Annotated in this window: 24 protein-coding genes; all 24 read left to right on the top strand. The window is 39.4% G+C overall.

From position 1 onward, the window contains the following. The first annotated feature begins 81 nt into the window (after positions 1–81). The 24 genes from fliM to dxr all read left to right on the top strand — a co-directional run bounded on the left by fliM (position 82) and on the right by dxr (position 21,665). Positions 82–1,083 (top strand): flagellar motor switch protein FliM, encoded by a 1,002-nt coding sequence (gene fliM, locus AC3WJG_RS04925; RefSeq protein ID WP_028410819.1) that lies wholly within the window; start codon positions 82–84, stop codon positions 1,081–1,083. Beyond that, positions 1,073–2,203 (top strand): flagellar motor switch phosphatase FliY, encoded by a 1,131-nt coding sequence (gene fliY, locus AC3WJG_RS04920; RefSeq protein ID WP_028410820.1) that lies wholly within the window; start codon positions 1,073–1,075, stop codon positions 2,201–2,203. Before fliM ends, fliY begins: the two co-directional genes overlap by 11 nt. Before the next feature lie 21 nt (positions 2,204–2,224). After that, positions 2,225–2,587, top strand: coding sequence for a response regulator (locus AC3WJG_RS04915; RefSeq protein WP_028410821.1), 363 nt, complete (start codon positions 2,225–2,227; stop codon positions 2,585–2,587). A 63-nt stretch (positions 2,588–2,650) separates the two neighbouring features. Beyond that, entirely contained in the window at positions 2,651–3,292 is a 642-nt protein-coding gene (locus tag AC3WJG_RS04910) for a flagellar biosynthetic protein FliO (protein WP_102812607.1), read from the top strand. Continuing rightward, positions 3,285–3,953, top strand: a complete 669-nt coding sequence (gene fliP, locus AC3WJG_RS04905) for a flagellar type III secretion system pore protein FliP (RefSeq protein WP_013084783.1) — start codon at positions 3,285–3,287, stop codon at positions 3,951–3,953. Before AC3WJG_RS04910 ends, fliP begins: the two co-directional genes overlap by 8 nt. Before the next feature lie 10 nt (positions 3,954–3,963). Continuing rightward, a complete protein-coding gene (gene fliQ, locus AC3WJG_RS04900) occupies positions 3,964–4,233 on the top strand; it encodes a flagellar biosynthesis protein FliQ (RefSeq protein ID WP_016765390.1) in 270 nt (89 codons plus the stop codon). Positions 4,234–4,235: 2 nt separating this feature from the next. Then, positions 4,236–5,012 carry a flagellar biosynthetic protein FliR gene (fliR, locus tag AC3WJG_RS04895; protein ID WP_025750309.1) on the top strand — a complete coding sequence of 259 codons (777 nt, stop codon included), beginning with the start codon at positions 4,236–4,238 and terminating at the stop codon, positions 5,010–5,012. Positions 5,013–5,014: 2 nt separating this feature from the next. After that, positions 5,015–6,097 (top strand): flagellar biosynthesis protein FlhB, encoded by a 1,083-nt coding sequence (gene flhB, locus AC3WJG_RS04890; protein ID WP_050689634.1) that lies wholly within the window; start codon positions 5,015–5,017, stop codon positions 6,095–6,097. Between the two features lie 30 nt (positions 6,098–6,127). Next, entirely contained in the window at positions 6,128–8,164 is a 2,037-nt protein-coding gene (flhA, locus tag AC3WJG_RS04885) for a flagellar biosynthesis protein FlhA (protein WP_337133940.1), read from the top strand. Continuing rightward, on the top strand, positions 8,164–9,261 hold the full coding sequence (gene flhF / locus AC3WJG_RS04880; protein ID WP_328240082.1) for a flagellar biosynthesis GTPase FlhF: 1,098 nt from the start codon (positions 8,164–8,166) through the stop codon (positions 9,259–9,261). Before flhA ends, flhF begins: the two co-directional genes overlap by 1 nt. Next, the gene (locus AC3WJG_RS04875) at positions 9,254–10,123 is read left to right on the top strand and encodes a MinD/ParA family protein (protein WP_337133942.1); all 870 of its coding nucleotides are present in this window, start codon (positions 9,254–9,256) and stop codon (positions 10,121–10,123) included. Before flhF ends, AC3WJG_RS04875 begins: the two co-directional genes overlap by 8 nt. A 9-nt stretch (positions 10,124–10,132) precedes the next feature. Then, complete coding sequence (locus AC3WJG_RS04870; RefSeq protein ID WP_102812603.1) at positions 10,133–11,176, top strand: protein-glutamate methylesterase/protein-glutamine glutaminase; 1,044 nt, start codon at positions 10,133–10,135, stop codon at positions 11,174–11,176. A gap of 14 nt (positions 11,177–11,190) precedes the next feature. Beyond that, positions 11,191–13,170, top strand: a complete 1,980-nt coding sequence (locus AC3WJG_RS04865) for a chemotaxis protein CheA (RefSeq protein ID WP_102812602.1) — start codon at positions 11,191–11,193, stop codon at positions 13,168–13,170. 30 nt (positions 13,171–13,200) lie between these two features. Beyond that, positions 13,201–13,629 carry a chemotaxis protein CheW gene (locus AC3WJG_RS04860; RefSeq protein ID WP_014458457.1) on the top strand — a complete coding sequence of 143 codons (429 nt, stop codon included), beginning with the start codon at positions 13,201–13,203 and terminating at the stop codon, positions 13,627–13,629. A 50-nt stretch (positions 13,630–13,679) separates the two neighbouring features. Next, the gene (locus AC3WJG_RS04855; protein ID WP_337133943.1) at positions 13,680–14,174 is read left to right on the top strand and encodes a chemotaxis protein CheD; all 495 of its coding nucleotides are present in this window, start codon (positions 13,680–13,682) and stop codon (positions 14,172–14,174) included. A gap of 49 nt (positions 14,175–14,223) precedes the next feature. After that, positions 14,224–14,985, top strand: a complete 762-nt coding sequence (locus AC3WJG_RS04850; protein ID WP_102812600.1) for a FliA/WhiG family RNA polymerase sigma factor — start codon at positions 14,224–14,226, stop codon at positions 14,983–14,985. 15 nt (positions 14,986–15,000) lie between these two features. Continuing rightward, complete coding sequence (locus tag AC3WJG_RS04845; RefSeq protein WP_098331910.1) at positions 15,001–15,528, top strand: hypothetical protein; 528 nt, start codon at positions 15,001–15,003, stop codon at positions 15,526–15,528. Between the two features lie 158 nt (positions 15,529–15,686). Continuing rightward, complete coding sequence (rpsB, locus tag AC3WJG_RS04840) at positions 15,687–16,406, top strand: 30S ribosomal protein S2 (RefSeq protein WP_013058850.1); 720 nt, start codon at positions 15,687–15,689, stop codon at positions 16,404–16,406. 107 nt (positions 16,407–16,513) lie between these two features. Continuing rightward, complete coding sequence (gene tsf / locus AC3WJG_RS04835) at positions 16,514–17,395, top strand: translation elongation factor Ts (RefSeq protein ID WP_102812599.1); 882 nt, start codon at positions 16,514–16,516, stop codon at positions 17,393–17,395. 76 nt (positions 17,396–17,471) lie between these two features. Beyond that, positions 17,472–18,194 carry a UMP kinase gene (gene pyrH, locus AC3WJG_RS04830; RefSeq protein ID WP_013058848.1) on the top strand — a complete coding sequence of 241 codons (723 nt, stop codon included), beginning with the start codon at positions 17,472–17,474 and terminating at the stop codon, positions 18,192–18,194. Between the two features lie 2 nt (positions 18,195–18,196). Next, complete coding sequence (gene frr / locus AC3WJG_RS04825; protein WP_013058847.1) at positions 18,197–18,754, top strand: ribosome recycling factor; 558 nt, start codon at positions 18,197–18,199, stop codon at positions 18,752–18,754. 134 nt (positions 18,755–18,888) lie between these two features. Continuing rightward, entirely contained in the window at positions 18,889–19,671 is a 783-nt protein-coding gene (uppS, locus tag AC3WJG_RS04820; protein ID WP_028410833.1) for an undecaprenyl pyrophosphate synthase, read from the top strand. Positions 19,672–19,689: 18 nt separating this feature from the next. Continuing rightward, positions 19,690–20,481: a phosphatidate cytidylyltransferase gene (locus AC3WJG_RS04815; protein WP_014458463.1), complete on the top strand. Its 792-nt coding sequence runs from the start codon at positions 19,690–19,692 to the stop codon at positions 20,479–20,481. 35 nt (positions 20,482–20,516) lie between these two features. Further along, positions 20,517–21,665: a 1-deoxy-D-xylulose-5-phosphate reductoisomerase gene (dxr, locus tag AC3WJG_RS04810; protein ID WP_028410835.1), complete on the top strand. Its 1,149-nt coding sequence runs from the start codon at positions 20,517–20,519 to the stop codon at positions 21,663–21,665. The last annotated feature ends 42 nt before the right edge of the window (positions 21,666–21,707 follow it).

Genomic DNA, 21,707 nt, shown 5'->3' with positions numbered 1-21,707 from the left:
TCAATTAATGGAAAACGGACATGTTGTTAAAATTTATACAACGTCTAAAGTGTTGCAGTAAAGAAAAAGGGAGGGAAGCTAGTGGCAGGGGATGTATTATCACAAAATGAAATTGACGCCCTATTATCCGCGTTATCAACCGGAGAGATGGATGCGGATGAGCTAAAAAAGGAAAATAAAAAACAGCGTATTCGTACATATGATTTTAAACGCGCCCTGCGTTTTTCAAAAGATCAGATTCGCAGTTTGACGCGAATTCATGAAAATTATGCGCGCATGTTAATCAACGTCTTTTCGGCGCAGCTTCGTAACGTTGTACAAGTGTCCGTTGTATCAGTGGATCAAATTCCATATGAGGAGTTCATTCGCTCTGTTCCGAAAGTAACCATCTTAAACGTGATAGCCGTCCCTCCTTTAGAAGGGCATATCATTATGGAAGTCAATCCGAACATTGCCTATGCGATGCTTGATCGCTTGCTTGGGGGACAAGGCGAGAGCGGTGGGAAAATTAGTAACTTAACGGAGATTGAAACGAGCTTGGTTCGAAACTTGTTAGAGAAAACGTTAGACAGTATGAGAGAAGCTTGGAGTTCTATTGCGGAAATTGAACCTGAAACATCAGAGTTTGAAGTGAATCCTCAGTTTTTGCAGGTAATTTCACCAAATGAAATTGTCATCGTCATTTCATTAAACGTACAAATTGGAGATGAAACGGGCATGATCAATCTATGTATTCCGCACGTGACGCTTGAGCCGATTGTGTCCAAACTGTCCGTTCATTACTGGATGCAATCTTCGAAAAAAGAACCTAACGTACAAGAGGTTGAGCAGCTAAAGGAACAAATCAATGATGCGGAATTGCAGGTTGTAGCCGAGCTAGGAAAAGCGGATATTTCAATTGAAGATTTCCTAGCATTAGATGCGGGAGATGTTATTCGACTGCAAACAAGCGTTCATAATCCGTTAACTATTTACGTCGGAGAACAACCTAAATTTATTGCACAGCCTGGAAAAGTCAGTCGGAAAGTCGCTGTGCAAATTCTAGATGATGTTAAGAGGAGGAACGAAAGGAATGAACGATGACATGCTTTCGCAAGATGAAATTGATGCGTTGTTAAAAGGAACTTCTTCACTTGACGGGTTTTCAGAGCCGAATAAGTCAAGTCAAGTAGATGATTACTTTACGGAAATGGAAAAAGACGCGCTTGGCGAAATTGGAAATATTTCGTTTGGCAGTTCAGCAACAGCGCTATCGGCTTTATTGAATCAAAAAGTCGATATTACCACACCGTTTGTATCGCTTGTATATAAAGAAGAGCTGACGGATGAATTTCCAAATCCTCATGTCGCTGTGCAAGTTCAGTATACAGAAGGCTTTTCTGGTACGAATTTGTTAGTTATTAAACATGAAGATGCAGCTGTTATTTCAGATTTGATGCTTGGTGGAACGGGTGAGAATCCGACGGAAATCATGGATGAAATTAAGCTGAGTGCAGTGCAGGAAGCGATGAATCAAATGATGGGTTCTGCAGCGACGTCTATGTCTACGGTATTTCAAAAGAAAATTGATATCTCTCCGCCGAGCTTAGATATTTTAAATATTCAAAAAGGGGAAGGCACAGAGTTGATTCCCCAAGATGACGTCTTTGTAAAGGTCTCTTTTAATTTGAAGGTAGGCACATTAATCGATTCGAATATTATGCAGCTTTTATCGATATCTTTTGCCAAAAGCTTGGTGGAAGAGCTCTTAGTTCCAAGCGCAGAAGATATGGCAGCTTCTATTGAAAAAGAATCAGACCTTAACGAAAAGCAAACAGAACCGCCGGCAGCTGAATACATACAGCATGAAGAAACACAGCAGGCAGAATCTGTTCATGTACCAGTTGATATTCAGCCCGCATCGTTTTCAGAGTTCGAGCACGTGTCTTCTCCTCAAGGAGATTCACGAAATTTAGACATGCTGCTTGATATCCCGCTTCAAGTTACCGTGGAGCTTGGAAGAACTAAGCGAACGGTTCAAGAGATTTTAGCATTATCTTCTGGTGCAATCATTGAACTTGATAAACTAGCAGGCGAACCAGTAGATATCTTGATTAATAGCAAATTAATTGCAAAAGGTGAAGTGGTCGTCATTGACGAGAATTTTGGCGTTCGCGTAACCGATATTATTAGTCAAAGAGACCGTATTAACAAACTAAAGTGATGATTTTTAGGAGGAGTAGAGATGGGAAACCGAATTTTAATTGTAGATGATGCTGCATTCATGCGCATGATGATCAAAGATATTTTAACGAAAAATGGATATGAAGTAGTAGCGGAAGCGGCAGACGGCCAGCAGGCTGTGGAGTTATTTAAAGAGCATGCACCAGATCTTGTCACAATGGATATTACGATGCCTGAAATGGATGGAATTACGGCCTTAAAAGAAATTAAAAGCATAAAAAGTGATGCTAAGGTGATTATGTGTTCAGCCATGGGCCAGCAGGCAATGGTAATTGATGCGATTCAAGCAGGGGCAAAAGATTTTATCGTTAAGCCTTTTCAAGCAGATCGAGTATTAGAGGCAATTTCAAAAGCAATTGGATAAACAACAGATTGGCGGGGCTTTCCCGCTAATCTTACACTATGTTGAAGTAAGAGGTGGCAGACATTGCTGCGAAAGTTCGTAATTGCTGCGCTGTTAATAAGCGTATTAGCAGGATCAAATCAAATCGTCTATGCAGAAAGTGGATCTGCATCGGTAAAAGAATGTTTGGAAAAAACGGAGAAGTGTTCAGAGAGTGAGAGTACTGATTCAAAAGAAAAAACTGCACTCCAGGGGACGCCTACGCTTTCAGCTGGAGATATTATGAAGATGATATTCGCGTTTTTACTTGTAATTGGGCTGCTTTTTGCACTCTTAAAATTTGTCAATAAAAAAGGAAGACTGCTGCAAAAAAATAAAATAGTACAAAACTTGGGGGGTACAAATGTTGGAAGCAGCAAATCTGTACAAGTAGTCAAAGTTGGAGATCAGCTTTTAATCATTGGAGTCGGTGAAAATGTGCAGCTTCTTTCAGAAATTACAGGGCAAGAGAAACAGCAGCTGCTCACGCAGTATGAGGAACAACAGAAAAACGAGAGCGAATATAAAGTCGTACTACCGTCTTTTTTAGAAAAATTGACTTCTAAAAAAGAAGAGAAATCCAGCCATTCTTTTCAACAGCTTTTTCAGCGAGAAATGAATGAAATGAAAATAAAAAGGAAAAACGTACTAAAAGAGTTAGAAAGGAACAAAAAGAACGATGAATGAAGTGATGAACCTCTTTAACTCGAGCAGTCCTACAAATATTTCCACGTCTGTCCAGCTTTTGTTGCTGCTGACGGTGTTTTCGGTAGCTCCTGGAATTTTAATTATGATGACCTGCTTTACACGCATTGTCATTGTGCTGTCATTTGTACGTACATCGCTCGGGACACAGCAAATGCCTCCTAATCAAATATTAGTTGGTTTATCGCTGTTTTTAACGTTTTTTATTATGGCGCCAACTTTTTCTCAGGTAAATGAACAGGCGCTTCAGCCGCTTTTAAAAGAAAAAATCACGCTGAATCAAGCCTATGAAAAAGCAGCTGAACCAATGAAAGAATTTATGAGTGCTCATACAAGACAAAAAGATTTAGCTCTTTTTTTAGAATATGCGGATATAGATAAGCCATCCTCTGTTCAAGATATTCCCTTAACTGCGCTCGTTCCGGCTTATGCAATCAGTGAGCTAAAGACAGCATTTCAAATTGGATTTATGATTTTTATTCCTTTTCTCATTATCGATATGATTATAGCAAGCGTGCTGATGTCTATGGGAATGATGATGCTTCCTCCCGTTATGATTTCGCTCCCGTTTAAAATTTTACTATTTGTACTGGTTGACGGCTGGAATTTAGTTGTTAAATCATTATTAATAAGTTTTCAATAGGTGATAGACAATGAATGGAGAATTTGTCATTTCGTTAGCAGAAAAAGGCGTGTATACAATCCTAATTGTATCTGGCCCTTTATTACTGCTGGCCCTTGTAGTTGGGCTCATTATTAGTATTTTTCAAGCAACTACCCAGATTCAAGAGCAAACTCTTGCTTTTGTTCCTAAGATTGTAGCGGTCTTAGTAGGTATTGTATTTTTTGGTCCGTGGATGTTATCAAAAATGATTTCCTTTACATATGAAATTTTTTCAAATCTGTATCGGTACGTAGGATAGCTATGAGTCAGTTGATCTTATCCTATCCCGCGTTTTTACTAGTGCTAGTGCGGGTAACGTCTTTTTTTATTACGGTTCCGCTATTTTCATACAAAACGATTCCCGCAGTTCATAAGGTAGGTTTGTCTGCCTCGCTATCCGTTATTATTGCGACAACAATTGATTTACCCGTCGTTTCGTTAGATGCACAGTTTGTACTTTTAGTAGTAAAAGAATGTGCTGTTGGGTTGTTTATTGGTTTGACTGCGTATGTATTTATTATGGCTATTCAAATTGCCGGAGGTCTCATCGATTTTCAAGTTGGGTTTGCGATTGCCAACGTAATAGATCCGCAGACAGGGGCGCAAAGTCCGATACTAGGTCAATATTTATATGTATTTGCTCTCCTATTTTTATTATCGACCAATGGACATCATTTATTAATAGACGGCATCTATAATAGTTATTTAATTATTCCGTTAGACAAAGTAGCTTTCCCTGTGGGAAGCCAAGCATTTGCTACACACATCATAACTGTTTTTTCATCGATGTTTTTAGTAGCTGTTCAAATGTCCTTGCCTTTAGTAGGTTCATTATTTTTAGTCGATATCGCGCTTGGAATTGTCGCGAGAACCGTTCCGCAGTTAAATATTTTCGTAGTGGGGTTTCCGGTAAAAATTATTGTTGCCTTTATTTTGCTGATTGTCGTGATGGGGAGCATGTTTTATATGATGCAAATCATATTTGAACAAATGATAGAAGCGATGCGCGCGATGATTCGCATATTAGGAGGGGTGTAGCTTTGTTTTTAGTAAAAGTTGATTTGCAATTTTTCGCGGGAGAAAAAACGGAAAAAGCTACACCTAAAAAAAAGCAAGACTCTAGAAAAAAAGGACAGGTAGCTAAAAGTCAAGACGTTACAACTGCGCTCATCCTTTTAATGGTTTTTCTTTATTTTTTGTTTGGAGCCAAACAGTTTTTACAGCAAATGATGAAGTTGTTAAGAGAAGCTTTTCAAACGTATATGCTTGAGGAAGTGACGGCAGAGCGCGTATTTGCAATGTTTAAGCACCTTCTTCCTTCAATAGCTCTTGCAGCAGGTCCTGTTATGCTCGCAGCTTTTATTGCTGCGCTCGGAGCGAATTATATGCAGGTTGGTATTCTTTTTTCCACGGAGGCTCTTCAGCCTAAGTTAGAAAAGATTAACCCTATTAGCGGAGCCAAACGGATTTTTGCCATGAGAGCGCTGGTAGAACTAATCAAGTCAACGCTGAAAATTATGTGTATCGGAGCCGTCACGTTTTTTATCTTATGGATTCACATAGAAGACGTATTAAATTTATCTCAAAAAAGTATAGGGGACTCGCTGATTGTTCTGTCTAAGCTTGTTTTTCAAATGGGACTTGCAGCCTCGCTTATGCTTTTATTTTTATCGCTGCTTGATTATTTGTACCAAAAGTTTGATTTCGAGAAAAATATTCGAATGTCAAAGCAAGATATCAAAGATGAGCATAAAAACATTGAAGGGGATCCTCTAATCAAATCAAAAATAAAGCAAAAGCAGCGGGAAATGGCAATGTCTCGCATGATGCAAGAAGTTCCAAAAGCGGATGTCATCATTACAAACCCCACTCATTATGCCATTGCTTTAAAATATGATGAAGAAAAAATGGATGCTCCCTATGTTGTAGCCAGCGGCGTAGATTTTATTGCTCAAAAGATTAAAGGAATTGCCAAAAGCCATGAAATCATTATGGTAGAGAACCGTCCGCTGGCAAGAGCACTTTTTGACCAAACCAAAGTAGGAGATGCAGTACCCGAAGAGTTTTTTAAAGCGGTGGCTGAAATATTAGCTTACGTATACCGCATTCAAAATAAAATGTAACGTTACGCTATTGTAAGGAGAGAAAAATTAATGTCTGCAAGAGAACTGCCAGTTGTTATAGGTGTTGTACTCATTATCGTTATGCTTGTTATTCCGTTGCCTTCATGGTTATTAAGTATTTTAATCATGATTAACATTTCTCTTGCGCTGCTTGTACTGCTCGTTTCCATGAATATGAAAGAACCTTTAGAGCTGTCGGTATTTCCGTCTTTGCTGCTGGTTCTTACGCTGTTTCGATTAGGTTTGAATGTATCGACGACACGTTCAATCTTAGGAACAGGAGAAGCAGGCGGAGTGGTGGAAACATTTGGCCACTTCGTTATTGGAGGCAATCCTTTAGTGGGCTTTGTTGTCTTCATTATTTTAATTATCATTCAGTTTCTCGTTATTACAAAAGGAGCGGAGCGTGTTTCTGAAGTAGCCGCCCGCTTTACCTTGGATGCGATGCCGGGTAAACAAATGAGTATTGATGCAGATTTAAATGCAGGTATGATTTCAGAAAAGCAAGCAATTGACCGCCGTGAAAAAATTCAGCGCGAAGCAGATTTTTACGGAGCAATGGATGGAGCCAGTAAATTCGTCAAAGGTGACGCCATTGCAGGGATTGTCATCACCCTTATTAATATCTTATTTGGGATTATTATCGGCATGCTGCAAATGGGAATGTCCATCACGGAAGCATCCCAAACCTTTACTTTGTTAACAGTAGGCGATGGGTTAGTGAGTCAAATTCCAGCCCTTATGATTTCAACAGCGACAGGTATTATCGTCACTAGAGCTGCTTCAACAGGTAATTTGAGCGAAGATATTACACAGCAGCTGTTTGCTTTTCCAGTTATGCTTTATGTCACTGGAGGAACGATTGCGGCTCTTGGTTTAATTACGCCAATTAATGATGTTATTACAATGCCTATTGCTATTTTGTTAGAAGTGGGAGGTTATTATTTGTCTCGGGCTAAGCATCAGGCGGTTCGTGAAGAAATGGCGCCTACTGAAGAAGAGATGGAAGACAATGAAATGAAAAGTCCGGAGAGTGTTGTCAATCTATTAAGCGTTGATCCAATTGAATTTGAATTTGGGTATGCATTAATTCCGCTTGCTGATACGAATCAAGGAGGCGATCTGCTCGATCGAATTGTGATGATTAGGCGACAGCTGGCACTTGAGCTAGGATTAGTCATTCCGGTTGTTCGCATCAGAGATAACATTCAGCTTCAGCCCAACGAATACTGTCTTAAAATAAAGGGCAATGAAGTGGCAAAAGGGGAGCTGCTGCTCGATCACTATTTAGCAATCAGTCCGGGAATGGATGATGATTTGATTGAAGGAATTGATACGTTAGAGCCAGCTTTTAAGATGCCTGCAAAATGGATTAGTGAGTCGGTGAAGGAGCAGGCTGAGATGTTCGGGTATACCGTTGTTGACCCGCCCTCGGTTGTGTCTACGCACATAACAGAAGTTATAAAATCGTATGCGCATGAGCTGATTGGAAGGCAGGAGACAAAGCAACTAATCGATCACACAAAAGAAACGTATCCTATTTTAATTGAGGAAGTAACGCCTAATCCTCTTTCCGTTGGAGACATTCAAAGGGTACTGGCAAAGCTTTTAAAAGAAAGCGTCTCAATTCGAAATTTACCCATTATTTTTGAGGTGCTGGCCGACTACGGAAAAATGACGTCAGACACCGATTTGTTAACTGAATATGTCCGGCAAGGGCTCGCAAGACAAATTACCAGTCAATATACGGTCCAAGAAGATCTGCTTCGAGTTCTTACCCTTTCAGGAAAAGTTGAAAAAACGATGGCGGAAGCTGTTCAACAAACGGAGCATGGGAATTATTTATCACTAGACCCTAACGTTTCACAAGCTATCGTAGAAAGTATAGCCAAGCAAACAGAAACACTTTCTTTTCAAGAACAGTCTCCAATTGTGTTATGTTCTCCTGCGGTGAGGATGTACGTGCGCCAAATCACTGAGCGGTATTTTCCCCATATGGCAGTTTTATCATATAACGAGCTAGAAGCAAATGTTGAAGTTCAAAGTGTTGGAGTGGTGGATATCTGATGAAAGTAAAAAAATACGTAGTAGCATCTATGCCGCAAGCTATGAAAGCCATTCGTTCAGATTTAGGTGAGGAAGCGGTTATTTTACATTCAAAACAAATTCGAACAGGAGGGTTTCTTGGCTTATTTACTAAGGCAAAAATAGAAGTATTGGCAGCTGTCGATTCCGTAGAAAAGCTGAGCGTAAAGAAGAATTCGTCGCCGCCAGAACCCAGTACGGAAGATAATCAATCTTTTATGAAGCAGCAGCTCAGTGAGTTAAATACTCTTGTTTCACAAATGAATCAAATGCCAAAGGTTTCTTCAGGTTCATATCCAAAAGCAGTGGAGGATGTGCTTGCCTATTTGCATTTGCAAGAAATAGACGAAGCTATTTTAAAAAGCATAGAGGCTCCTATGCTAGAGTACTACTACTTACATCGCCCTAACTCAAATCAACTTATGGAGTGGACGAAGAGCTGGTTTGTCAATCAGTTTAAAGCAAGTGAATGGAGCGGTCCTTTCAAAAAATATGTAAGTGTAGTAGGACCAACAGGTGTCGGTAAAACAACAACTCTTGCTAAATTGGCCGCAAAATGTGTCCTGGAACACAATCAAAAAATAGCATTTATTACAACTGACACGTATAGAATTTCAGCGATTGAGCAGCTCAAGACGTACGCTTCGATCTTAAATGCTCCTTTAACGATTTGTTATAACGGAGCAGATTTTAAAAAAGCTTTGCTAGAAACGGAAGCATACGATGTGATTTTTATTGACACAGCAGGCCGTAACTTTTTGGAACAGCAATATGTAAATGATTTAAAGAAAATTATTACGTTTCAAGAAAATTTGCAAACGTTTCTTGTTTTAGCCCTAACGTCAAAAGTATCAGATATGAAAGCTGTATATGAACGTTTTGCTAGTTTGCCTGTTGATCACTTGATTTTTACGAAGCAAGATGAAACCATCCGCAAAGGCTCACTTTTAAATATGTTATATCATTACGGCCAGCGAGCTGCTTTTACAACAAACGGGCAGGATGTACCAGAAGATGTTTCGGCATTTAAAATAAAAGAGTTTATTGACGATGTGTTTGGAGATTGGAAAGATGAATGATCAAGCAGCAGTTTTAAGAGAAAAAGTGTTAAAGAAGCATCAAAACTCTTTAAGGAATTGTAAAACACTAGCCGTGTTAAGCGGAAAAGGGGGAGTTGGAAAGTCGAATCTATCATTAAACTTATCTCTTGCGCTAACGAAGCAAAAGCAAAGAGTTCTTCTTTTTGACATGGATATAGGGATGGGAAATATTGATATTTTGATTGGGCAAACTGCTTCATATACGATGGTCGATTTGCTAGAAAAAAAGCTTTCCATCCAGCAAATTATTAAAAAAGGTCCTCAGAATTTAGCTTATGTGGCTGGTGGAACAGGAATTTCCTCTGTATTTGAATGGTCTCCATTAGACCTTGCTCATTTAATACAAGAATTGAATTCGTTAACAAATCAATATGATTATATGATTTTTGATATGGGAGCGGGCATGTCAGAGAGTGTGCTTAAGTTTTTAAAAGCTGTAGATGAAATGATCGTGGTCACAACACCAGAACCTACATCTATAACAGATGCCTACGCTGCTATTAAGCTAGCAGCTTCCTATTCTGTATCAGCACCGGTTCGTCTTATTATTAACAAAACGCTTTCTGACAAAGAAGGAAATGAGACGTATGAACGATTTAACCGAGCTGTTCAGCAGTTTTTGAACATATCTATTTCTCTATTAGGTATTGTCCCAAACGATCAAGCTGTTCAGAAAGCGGTCAATCGCCAAATACCTTTTTTGCTTCAAAATCCAGCATCTAAAGCGAGTATATCACTAATAGAAATGGTGAATATTCTTATTCCTCAAGACAATAGGATAACGGCTAAAAACGAGGGAATGTTTATTCGGCGCCTCAAACGATTTTTTCTTGAAAGGTAGGAAATTAGAGTGAATGAAATAAAGGTGCTTATTGTAGATGATTCTGCATTTATGCGAAAGCTAATCGGCGATTTTTTAGCATGTGACAGTCGTTTTCACGTTGTGGGTACCGCGCGTAACGGTGAAGAAGGGTTGAAAAAAGTGTTCGAGCTGTCGCCGGATATTGTGACACTGGATATTGAAATGCCCAAAATGAATGGCTTAGATATGTTAAAACAGCTCATGCGTGTGAAGCCCCTTCCTGTTGTCATGTTATCGAGTACAACAATAAAAGGTGCTGAAAATACGTTGGCCGCTATGCAGTACGGCGCAGTTGATTTTGTTGCTAAACCTTCGGGAGCTATTTCGCTGGACTTACATAAAGTGAAAGGTGAGCTTATCTCTAAACTTTTGCTTGCTAGCAAAGCCAACATATCTTCAAGCAGTCATCAGCACGTGCAAAACAGCAGTGTATATAACCTCCCAATGGGGACGAAAGTGAACAAAATGATTTGTATTGGTACTTCTACTGGAGGACCGCGTGCGCTGCAAGAAGTATTATCAACTGTTTCAAAAGACATAAACGCACCTATTTTTATTGTGCAGCATATGCCTCCAAATTTCACAAAATCATTAGCGGTTAGACTAAATCAGCTAGCTGATATTGAAGTGAAAGAAGCAAAAGACAATGAAATCGTTCGCTCAGGATGTGCTTATATTGCGCCTGGAGGTTTTCACATGACGGTTGTAGAGAAAAAAGGACAGCTCAGCATTTGTTTAGACACTTCTTCACCTGTAAAGGGACATCGCCCCTCAGTGGATCGTTTGTTTCAGTCGATTAGTAAAATTTCAGGTTATCAAAAACTTGCTATTGTGTTGACAGGAATGGGAGCGGATGGAACGGAAGGTGTTATTGATTTAAAGAAAAATAAAGACGCGCTTATATTAGCTGAATCTGAAGAAACAGCTGTCATTTATGGGATGCCCAAATCAGCCGTTTCTACAAAACTTGTTGATTATATTGAACCGCTGCGAAACGTTGGAAGCTTTATTTCTCGCTACGCACAGAAATAGGAGGGAAAGTTACGATGGATATGAATCAATATCTAGAAGTGTTTATTGAAGAAAGCAGGGAACATCTTCAAAACGTTAATGACCAGCTAATGCGTTTTGAAAAAAATACCGATGATCTTGGCTATGTAAATGAAATTTTTCGGTCTGCTCATACGTTAAAAGGTATGTCTGCAACAATGGGATTTGATGATTTAGCACAATTAACTCACAAAATGGAAAACGTGTTAGATGCTGTTCGAAATCACCAACTCGACGTTCATACGGAAGTTCTTGATGCTTTGTTTGAATCAGTCGATGCGCTAGAAATAATGGTTCAATCTATTTCTGAAGGCGGCGATGGTCAGCTTGATGTCAAATTGCTTGTTCAAAAGCTGCAGCGTATTGTGGCAGAGGAACCCGTAGCACATCATGCAGCTTCTTCGATAGAGTACGATGAATTAGTACAAACGCTGCTCAGCCAAACGGCAGACCAAGGATTTAACGCGTTTGAAATAACCGTACAGCTTGAACGCACCTGCTTATTAAAAGCTGCACGCGCTTATATGGTGTTTGATGTGTTAGAGCAAGCAGGAGACGTTATTAAGTCAGCGCCAACTGTTCAAGATATCGAACAAGAAAAATTCGAATCATCTTTTATCGTTATATTAGTAACAAACGAATCGCAAGAAAAGCTGCAGGCGAGCATTATGGAAGTCTCTGAAGTAGAAAGTGTGAAAATTGCGGCGGTCCCCGTAAAAAAGGAGACAGAAATGGAGGAGCTTGTCTCACCAGAAGTAGCAGCAGCCATACAGGAAGTTACTGTGTCAGCACCTTCTACATCGCCTGTTGAAGAGAAAAGACAGCCCTCAAATAACAAGACGATTCGAGTTAATATTGACCGTTTGGACAGTCTCATGAACTTGTTTGAAGAACTAGTTATTGATAGAGGCAGGTTAGAACAAATATCAAAAGAATTGAATAATAGCGAATTAGACGAAACGGTAGAGCGGATGTCTCGTATTTCTGGAGATTTGCAAACGATTATTTTAAATATGCGTATGGTGCCTGTAGAAACCGTTTTTAATCGTTTTCCCCGTATGGTGAGACAGCTTTCAAAAGATTTAGGGAAACAAATTGAACTTCAAATTGTCGGAGCTGATACAGAGCTGGACCGAACCGTCATTGATGAAATTGGAGATCCGCTTGTTCACTTATTAAGAAATGCCGTTGACCACGGAATTGAAATGCCTCAAGTACGCTTAGAGAACGGAAAGAATGAAAAGGGAACGATTCGCCTTAAAGCTTATCATAGCGGAAATCATGTCTTTATTGATTTAGAAGATGACGGGGCGGGCATCAATCGTGAAAAGGTACTGCAAAAAGCGTTAGATCGAGGAATTATTGATGGGAAAACAGCTGAAACGCTGACGGATAAACAAGTGTATGAGCTCATTTTCGCTTCGGGCTTTTCCACGGCTGAACAAATTTCAGATGTTTCCGGACGAGGAGTAGGTTTAGATGTTGTGAAAAACACGATTGAATCGCTAGGGGGTTCTGTAACGATCGATTCTAACGAAGGATACGGTTCGCGTTTTTCTATTCAACTGCCGCTCACTCTTTCTATCATTTCTGCTTTACTCGTGCAAATGAGTGAAGAGCGCTATGCCTTGCCGCTTTCTTCGATTATTGAAACAGCTATTGTTCAGCCCAAAGAGGTCATGCATGTACACGGTCAAAAGGTTATTGACTTTCGAGGAGCCATTATTCCTCTTATTGATTTAAAAGAACTATTCACTGTGCCTAACTCAGTACAAGGCGATCATTATTCAGTAGTCATCGTGAAAAAAGGAGAAAAGACTGCCGGGCTAATTGTTGATTCATTTATCGGTCAGCAGGAAATTGTTTTAAAATCTTTAGGGCATTATCTGCCGGGTGTGTTTGCTATTTCAGGAGCCACGATTTTAGGCGATGGACAAGTAGCACTTATCATTGATTGCAACGCTTTGATCAAATAACAAATGCTGTAAAAAGAAAGGGAGAAAGGCATGAAAATTATTGTGTTTCAATTGGGAGACGAGGAGTACGGAATCTCAGTAGAAGAAGTGCAGTCGATTGAAAAGATTCAGCACATAACACGCGTTCCTGGAGTGAAAGAATATGTAAAAGGTGTTATTAATCTTCGCGGTGTTATTACACCGATTATTGATTTGCGCACTCGTTTTAACTTGCAAGAACAGCTTAACCATGAGCTGACACGTATTATTATGGTTCGTCTTAATGATGTAGAAGCAGGTTTGATTGTCGATGCGGCAAATGATGTAGTGGATATTGATGAGAAAACGATTGCTTCAGTGCCTGAAACAGTTGAAGGAACAGCTGTAGAATATTTAAACGGAGTCGTTAAAGTAGATAGCCGTTTAATTGTTCTTCTAAATTTACCTAAAGTGCTCTCTTTAGAAGACCACCTCCAGTGAGCCAAACGAATAATGGATATCACGCTGAAGGTTCTAGGAGTTGAAGAATCGTGAGAAATGATAAACAAGTGATTAAGGTAGGAATTGCCGAGATGAATGTTACACATGCACCTGCAGTGCTTCGAACAGCGGGATTAGGGTCATGTGTAGGAGTTGTCGTTTATGACTCTGTTCACTCAGTAGCTGGGCTCGCTCATGTGATGCTTCCGGATTCAAGCGGGGCTAAATGTCCTTTTAATAGAGCTAAATATGTAGATACAGCCATTTTTGATTTGATAAAAATGTTGATTAAACAAGGCGCACATAGAAAATTGTTAAAAGCAAAAATAGCAGGAGGCGCGCAGATGTTTCAATTTGAACCAAGAAATGATGTCATGCGAATTGGTCTTCGAAATGTTCAAGCAGTAGAGAGAGAGCTGCATAGAAACAGTGTAGACATTGCAGCAAAAGCTACAGGAGGACACAACGGACGCACAATTGAATTTGATCCTCAGACGGCTATTTTAAAGGTTCGTACGATTAACGAAGGGATAAAAACGATATAAAGCGCGCTCTGACCGTTTAATAGCGCTATAAAAAGGAGTTGAAAGACCCTTGAAAAGTATACAAGAAGTTGAAGAACATAAAATTTGGCAGGAATGGATAGAGACGAGAGACTCACATGCAGGAAACATGCTTGTTAAAAAGTACATGTCGCTCGTTAACTATCACGTTCAGCGGATTAGCGTGGGGCTGCCGAAGAATATTCATAAAGAAGAGCTTCGTAGTTTAGGGTTAATCGGCCTTTACGATGCTTTGGAAAAGTTTGATTACGGTAGAGACTTAAAGTTTGATACATATGCGTCTTTTCGAATTCGAGGGGCGATAATAGACGGGCTTCGCAAAGAAGATTGGTTATCAAGAAGCGCAAGGGAAAAGACGAAAAGGATTGAGCAAGCAACAGAAGCACTTGAACAAAGATACTTGCGCAGAGTTGCACCAAGTGAGGTTGCAAAAGAAGTAGGTATGACAGAAGCAGACGTTGTTCATACAATGAACGAAGGCTTTTTAGCCAACGTGTTATCAATGGAAGAACAGCCGAAAGAGTATGAAGATGGAGAGCAAAAATATACGATTAAAGATGAAAAAACGCTCTCTCCTGAAGAGGAGCTAATTAACGACGAACGATATCAAGAGCTTGCTGAAGTTATCGAGCAGCTAAATGAAAAAGAGCAGCTCGTGGTTTCATTATTCTATAAAGAAGAGCTGACTTTCACAGAAATCGCACAGCTGTTAGGGCTATCTACTTCACGTATTTCTCAAATTCATTCGAAAGCGCTGTTTAAAATGCGTACGAGTTTAAGCAAAATAATTTAGCAAAGAGGTAGAAGGATGGGGTTTTTACTCACAGTTAGTTTTTTAATTCATGGTCTATCACTGTTTTGCATTATTCTTTTATATATGCAAGTGACCAAAGTGAAAAGGATTGAACGCTTGCACCAGCAAAATATAAATAAAATGGAAGCTGCAATGAGTTCGTATCTTGCTGAATTTCAGGAACAAAACGAGCAGTTTTTAAGTCAGCTTCGAGAGCGTTCCACTTCGCTTTCTTCGGAAGTGGAAAAAAGCAGCGTAAAATCACCTTTGGTAGATGAAGAAGACGTGCCTGTTCAAAGGGTGGATCTAAAAAGTGAGCCTTCCCAGTCGCTGCATGAACTTCTTTCTATAGAAGAAAATCAGAAGCGTATACGCACACCTTTTGATGAATTAACTACAGACCAAATTCAAGATTTGTCAGGTGAAGAGATAAAAGAATTTTCCGTTTATTTAAAGGGAAAAGGTTTAACAATCGAAGAAATTGCAAAACATTTACACAGAGGGAAAACTGAAATTGAATTATTATTGAAATTTCATCAATAAACTTAATGAAACGCTTGCTTGTGAAAAAGGAGTGTGCTATATTTGTTTTTGGTGTTATTACACACGCTTGTTGATTCGGTTGATGGTGCTACTTTTTGTAGTTTCGGCTGAAGATGAAATGAGCGGAGGAGACTTAAAACCATTAGGAGGAAAAACACATGTCAGTAATTTCAATGAAACAATTACTAGAAGCTGGTGTACATTTCGGTCACCAAACTCGCCGTTGGAACCCAAAGATGAAGAAATACATCTTCACTGAGCGTAACGGCATCTACATTATCGATCTTCAAAAAACAGTTAAGAAAGTAGAAGAAGCGTACAAATTCGTTAAAGAATTAGCTGCAGACGGCGGTACTGTTTTATTCGTAGGTACGAAAAAACAAGCTCAAGATTCTGTTAAAGAAGAAGCAGCTCGCGCTGGTATGTACTTTGTTAACCAACGTTGGTTAGGTGGTACATTAACTAACTTCTCAACTATCCAAAAACGTATCAAACGTTTAAAAGATATCGAAAAAATGCAAGAAGACGGTACTTTCGAAGTACTACCTAAGAAAGAAGTAGTTCAACTTAAAAAAGAGTTAGAGCGTCTTGAAAAATTCTTAGGCGGCATTAAAGATATGAAACAACTTCCAGATGCATTATTCATCATTGACCCTCGTAAAGAGCGTATTGCAGTAGCGGAAGCTAAAAAATTACACATTCCAATCGTTGGTATCGTAGACACTAACTGTGATCCAGACGAAATTGATTATGTAATCCCTGCAAACGATGATGCAATTCGTGCTGTTAAACTTTTAACTTCTAAAGTTGCTGATGCTATTCTAGAAGCTAAACAAGGTGAAGAAACAGCAGTTGAAACTGAAACAACTACTGCTTAATTCCGTGAAAGGTGATAAGAGGGAATAGCCTTTTATCACCTTTTTTTGAAAAGATTTAACCCATTTATATACATTAATTACATACCCAAACAAGGAGGCTACACATTATGGCAATTACTGCTCAAATGGTAAAAGAACTACGTGAAAAAACTGGCGCTGGTATGATGGATTGTAAAAAAGCGTTAACTGAAACTAACGGTGATATGGAGCAAGCAATCGATTTCTTACGTGAAAAAGGTATTGCAAAAGCTGCTAAAAAATCAGACCGTATTGCTGCTGAAGGTCTAACTTACATCGAAACTCAAGGTAACGAAGCTGTTATCTTAGAAGTTAACTCTGAAACTGATTTCGTTGCGAAAAACGAAGGTTTCCAAAAATTAACAAAAGAATTAGCTGCTCACATCTTAGCTAACAAACCAGCTGACGCTGCTGAAGCTGCTACTCAAAAAATGGAAAACGGTGCAACTGTTGAAGAACACATCAACTCTGCAATCGCTACAATCGGAGAAAAATTATCTCTACGTCGTTTCGCTGTAGCAACAAAAACTGATGCTGATGCATTCGGTGCTTACCTACATGCTGGCGGACGTATCGGTGTGTTAACAGTATTATCTGGTACAACTGAAGAAGCTGTTGCAAAAGACGTTGCTATGCACATCGCTGCAATCAACCCTAAATACATCTCTCGTGACCAAGTTTCTGCTGAAGAAGCTGAGCGTGAGCGCGAAGTATTAACTCAACAAGCATTAAACGAAGGCAAACCAGAAAAAATCGTTGCAAAAATGGTTGAAGGTCGCCTTGGCAAATTCTTTGAAGATATTTGCTTACTAGATCAAACATTTGTTAAAAATCCTGATCAAAAAGTACGTCAGTTCGTTGAGAGCAAAGGCGCTACTGTTGAAAGCTTCGTTCGTTTTGAAGTAGGAGAAGGTATTGAGAAACGTCAAGACAACTTCGCTGAAGAAGTAATGAACCAAGTTAAAAAGTAAGGGTTTGACCGTATAGGGAACACTGTGTGTTCCCTTTTTTACAAAAGAGATCTCACCGTTAACGATGGAGGTAAGCATGAGTCAAGCAAAATATAATCGTATCGTATTAAAGTTAAGTGGAGAAGCATTAGCTGGTGAAGAGGGTTTTGGTATTAACCCATCCATCATCAAATCTGTTGCTGAACAAGTAAAAGCCGTTTATGAATTAGGTGTGGAAATTGCTGTAGTCGTTGGTGGTGGAAACATTTGGCGTGGTAAAATTGGCAGTGAAATGGGTATGGATCGTGCCGCTGCTGATTATATGGGAATGCTAGCAACAGTAATGAACTCTTTGGCCCTTCAAGATAGCTTAGAGAACATCGGTGTGCAAACACGAGTTCAGACTTCTATCGAGATGAGACAAGTAGCAGAGCCTTATATTAGAAGAAAAGCTGTTCGTCATCTTGAGAAAAAACGCGTTGTTATTTTCGCCGCGGGTACAGGAAACCCTTATTTCTCTACAGATACAACAGCAGCTTTGCGTGCAGCTGAAATCGAAGCTGACGTGATCTTAATGGCTAAAAACAACGTAGATGGCGTTTATAATGCAGATCCTAAGCTTGTACCTGATGCTGTAAAATACGAAACATTAACGTATATTGATGTTTTAAAAGATGGACTAGCTGTTATGGATTCTACAGCTTCTTCATTATGTATGGACAATGATATTCCGCTAATTGTTTTTTCAATTACGGAAGAAGGTAATATTAAACGTGCCGTTACAGGCGAAAACATTGGAACAATTGTAAAGGGGAAATAAACATGCCAAAACAAGTGTTGCAAAACGCAAAAGAAAGAATGGAAAAAGCAATTCAATCATTTAGCCGCGAACTAGCATCAATTCGTGCTGGACGTGCAAGCGCGTCACTTCTTGACCGCGTAACGGTAGAATACTACGGTGCACCAACACCAATTAACCAATTGGCGCAAGTAAGCGTGCCTGAAGCTCGTATGCTTGTTATTCAGCCTTATGACAAATCACAAATTGGTGAAGTTGAAAAAGCTATTTTAAAATCTGACTTAGGGTTAACACCTACAAGCGATGGAACTATTATCCGTTTATCGATTCCTGCTTTAACGGAAGAGCGTCGTCGTGAGTTAGTGAAAATGGTGAAAAAATATGCTGAAGAAGCAAAAGTTGCGGTTCGTAACGTACGCCGTGATGCAAACGATGATTTCAAAAAGTTAGAGAAAAAAGGTGAAATTACTGAAGACGATTTACGCGGCTACAGTGATGACATTCAAAAACTAACAGATGATCATATCGTAAAAGTGGATAAAGTGGCGAAAGATAAAGAAGAAGAAATTATGGCAGTTTAAGTCATTTCAAGGTAAAATATATTGTAAAAGACCCTCTATTGTTTACAGGGGGTTTTTTTGTTAATAATGTGTAGTAAGAAAAAACTCACATAAGCCACACGTTTATGTGAGAGCGTACAACGGGGGACCTTTGCATGTTAAGAAAATTTCAAGCATGGAAGAAAAGTCAAGATTTAAATACACTGTCTTTGTCAGAACGAAAAGATCAAGTGAAACAGCACCCTGTTCCTGAACATATTGCAATTATTATGGATGGGAACGGTCGTTGGGCGCAAAAACGAGCTCTTCCTCGCATGATGGGCCATCATGAAGGAATGAAGGTAGTGCGTCATGTGACCAGATTGGCCAATGAATTAGGTGTTAAAGTATTAACTTTATATGCATTTTCCACTGAAAATTGGAAGCGCCCCAAAACTGAAGTCGAGTTTTTAATGAAACTGCCAGAGGAATTTTTAACAACCTTTCTGCCTGAGCTAATTGAAAAAAATGTGCAAGTTCGTATTATGGGGGATAAAAGTGAGCTCCCTGCCCATACGATTCGAGCCGTGGATAACGCAATTGAAAAAACAAAGCATAACACAGGGCTGATTTTAAACTTCGCGCTCAATTACGGTAGCCGTCACGAAATCATGGGCGCTATTCAGTCATTGGTAGAAGATGTAGAACAGGGAAAAGTAGCTTCCTCTTCTATTTCAGAAAATTTATTTTCTTCCTATTTAATGAGCAAAAGCCTTCCAGATCCGGATTTGCTTATTCGTACAAGCGGTGAGCTTCGCTTAAGTAATTTTATGCTTTGGCAGCTAGCTTACACAGAGTTTTGGTTTACAGAAGTATTATGGCCAGATTTTAAAGAAAATCATTTAATCGAAGCAGTCGAGGCGTTTCAAAAGCGCGGTCGCCGCTTTGGTGGTGTATAAGAAGGTGTGGAAAACAAGATGAAACAGCGCATTATCACCGCGATTGTAGCACTTGCGGTATTTGTGCCGATTGTTTTAATTGGAGGGTTACCTTTTACCCTTATTATGTATGTAATCGGAACAGTTGGTGTAATTGAGCTTTTAAAAATGAAACATTTGAAAGCAATGTCTTTTCCAAGTATCATTAGTTTATTGCTAACCTGGGTGTTTTTACTACCAAATGGAAGAGATGTTGCATTTCAATTCTTAAGTGAACATAAGATAGAAGTAGCGCTTGCTGCTGTCCTTCTTTTATTAATGTACACGGTTGTAGTTAAAAATAAATTTACCTTCGATGACGTTGGGTTTATTTTATTAACGACAGTATATGTTGGCTTTGGCTTTCATTATTTTATCGAGGTTCGTCAAGAGTTCGGGTTAGCTTATTTGTTCTTTGCTTTTCTTATTATTTGGGCGACGGATTCCGGAGCTTATTTTATTGGACGAGCAATGGGGAAACGAAAGCTATGGCCGGAAATCAGTCCCAATAAAACCATTGAAGGTTTTGTTGGTGGCGTCGTATGCGCTATTGTAGTAGCCATTGTATTTAAGCTGTTAGCAAATATTGATCAAACTATGATTGAACTACTCGTAATTGGTATTATCGTATCGTTATTTGGACAGATGGGTGATCTTGTACAATCAGCGTTCAAACGTCACTATGGCGTAAAAGATTCAGGAAAGATTTTACCGGGTCATGGTGGGATTTTAGACCGTTTTGACAGTTTGATGTTCATCATGCCAATTTTAGCTTTTTTATTATCTCTATAAAAAAGATGTCTTTGTTTTAATAGGAGTGAATATACTTGAAGAAAATTTCCTTGTTAGGAGCTACAGGTTCAATCGGTACTCAAACCGTGGATATTGTTCGAGCGCATCCGGAGCATTTTGAGCTCTCAGCAATCTCTGTAGGTCGAAATATTAATGAAGCAAGAAAGATTATTCAGCAGTGTAAGCCAGCCCTTGTTTCTGTGATGAAGCAAGAAGATTGTCTGTCACTGCAAGCAGAATTCCCTTCTATTCGATTTGTTTATGGAGAAGAAGGGCTTGTGGAAGTGGCAACTCATCCATCCACAGAAGTTTTAGTAAATGCGGTTCTTGGAAGTGTAGGGTTGACTCCTACGCTAGAAGCAATCAAAATGAGAAAAACGATTGCTATTGCAAATAAGGAGACACTTGTTACCGCTGGTCACCTTGTCATGGAAGCAGCCAAGGAATATGGAGCTGATATTTTACCGGTAGACAGTGAGCACTCAGCTATTTTTCAAAGTTTGCAAGGGCAAGACCAAAAAGCAATAGACCGTTTAATTTTAACGGCTTCTGGAGGGAGCTTTCGAGATAAAACGAGAGCAGAACTACAGGGAGTAACGGTTGAAGATGCGTTAAATCATCCAAACTGGTCGATGGGAGCTAAAATTACAATTGATTCGGCAACGATGATGAATAAGGGACTAGAAGTGATTGAAGCACATTGGCTTTTTGATCTTCCCTATGAGAAAATTGATGTATTGTTACATAAAGAAAGCATCATTCATTCTATGGTAGAGTATTCTGATACAAGCGTTATTGCTCAGCTTGGAACGCCTGATATGCGCGTGCCAATTCAATACGCGTTAACGTATCCAAAACGCATGTCTTTACCTAACACCAAGCGTTTAAGTTTGGCGGATATTGGTCAGCTTCACTTTGCTAAAATGGATGAAGAGCGTTTTCGCTGTTTAGCTTTTGCATTTGAGGCGGGCAAAGCGGGTGGAACACTTCCGACTGTTTTAAATGCAGCTAATGAAGAAGCTGTTCAAGCCTTTTTAGATGGTCACATTACATTTTTACAAATTGAAGATGTGATTGAAAAAGCAATGAATGAACATACTGTAATACAGAAACCTTGTTTATCTACTATTAAAGAAGTAGATTTAGAAGCAAGAGAGTTTGTTAGATCCGCCATCTCTCGATAATGTGCGTGCGAGAGAAGCCACTCACTTATTTCTGATGGGTGG

Source organism: Priestia sp. FW507-14D1A (genome assembly GCF_058781295.1).
Note: the sequence above shows the minus strand (reverse complement) of the source record. Positions and strands in the feature narration are given on the sequence as shown.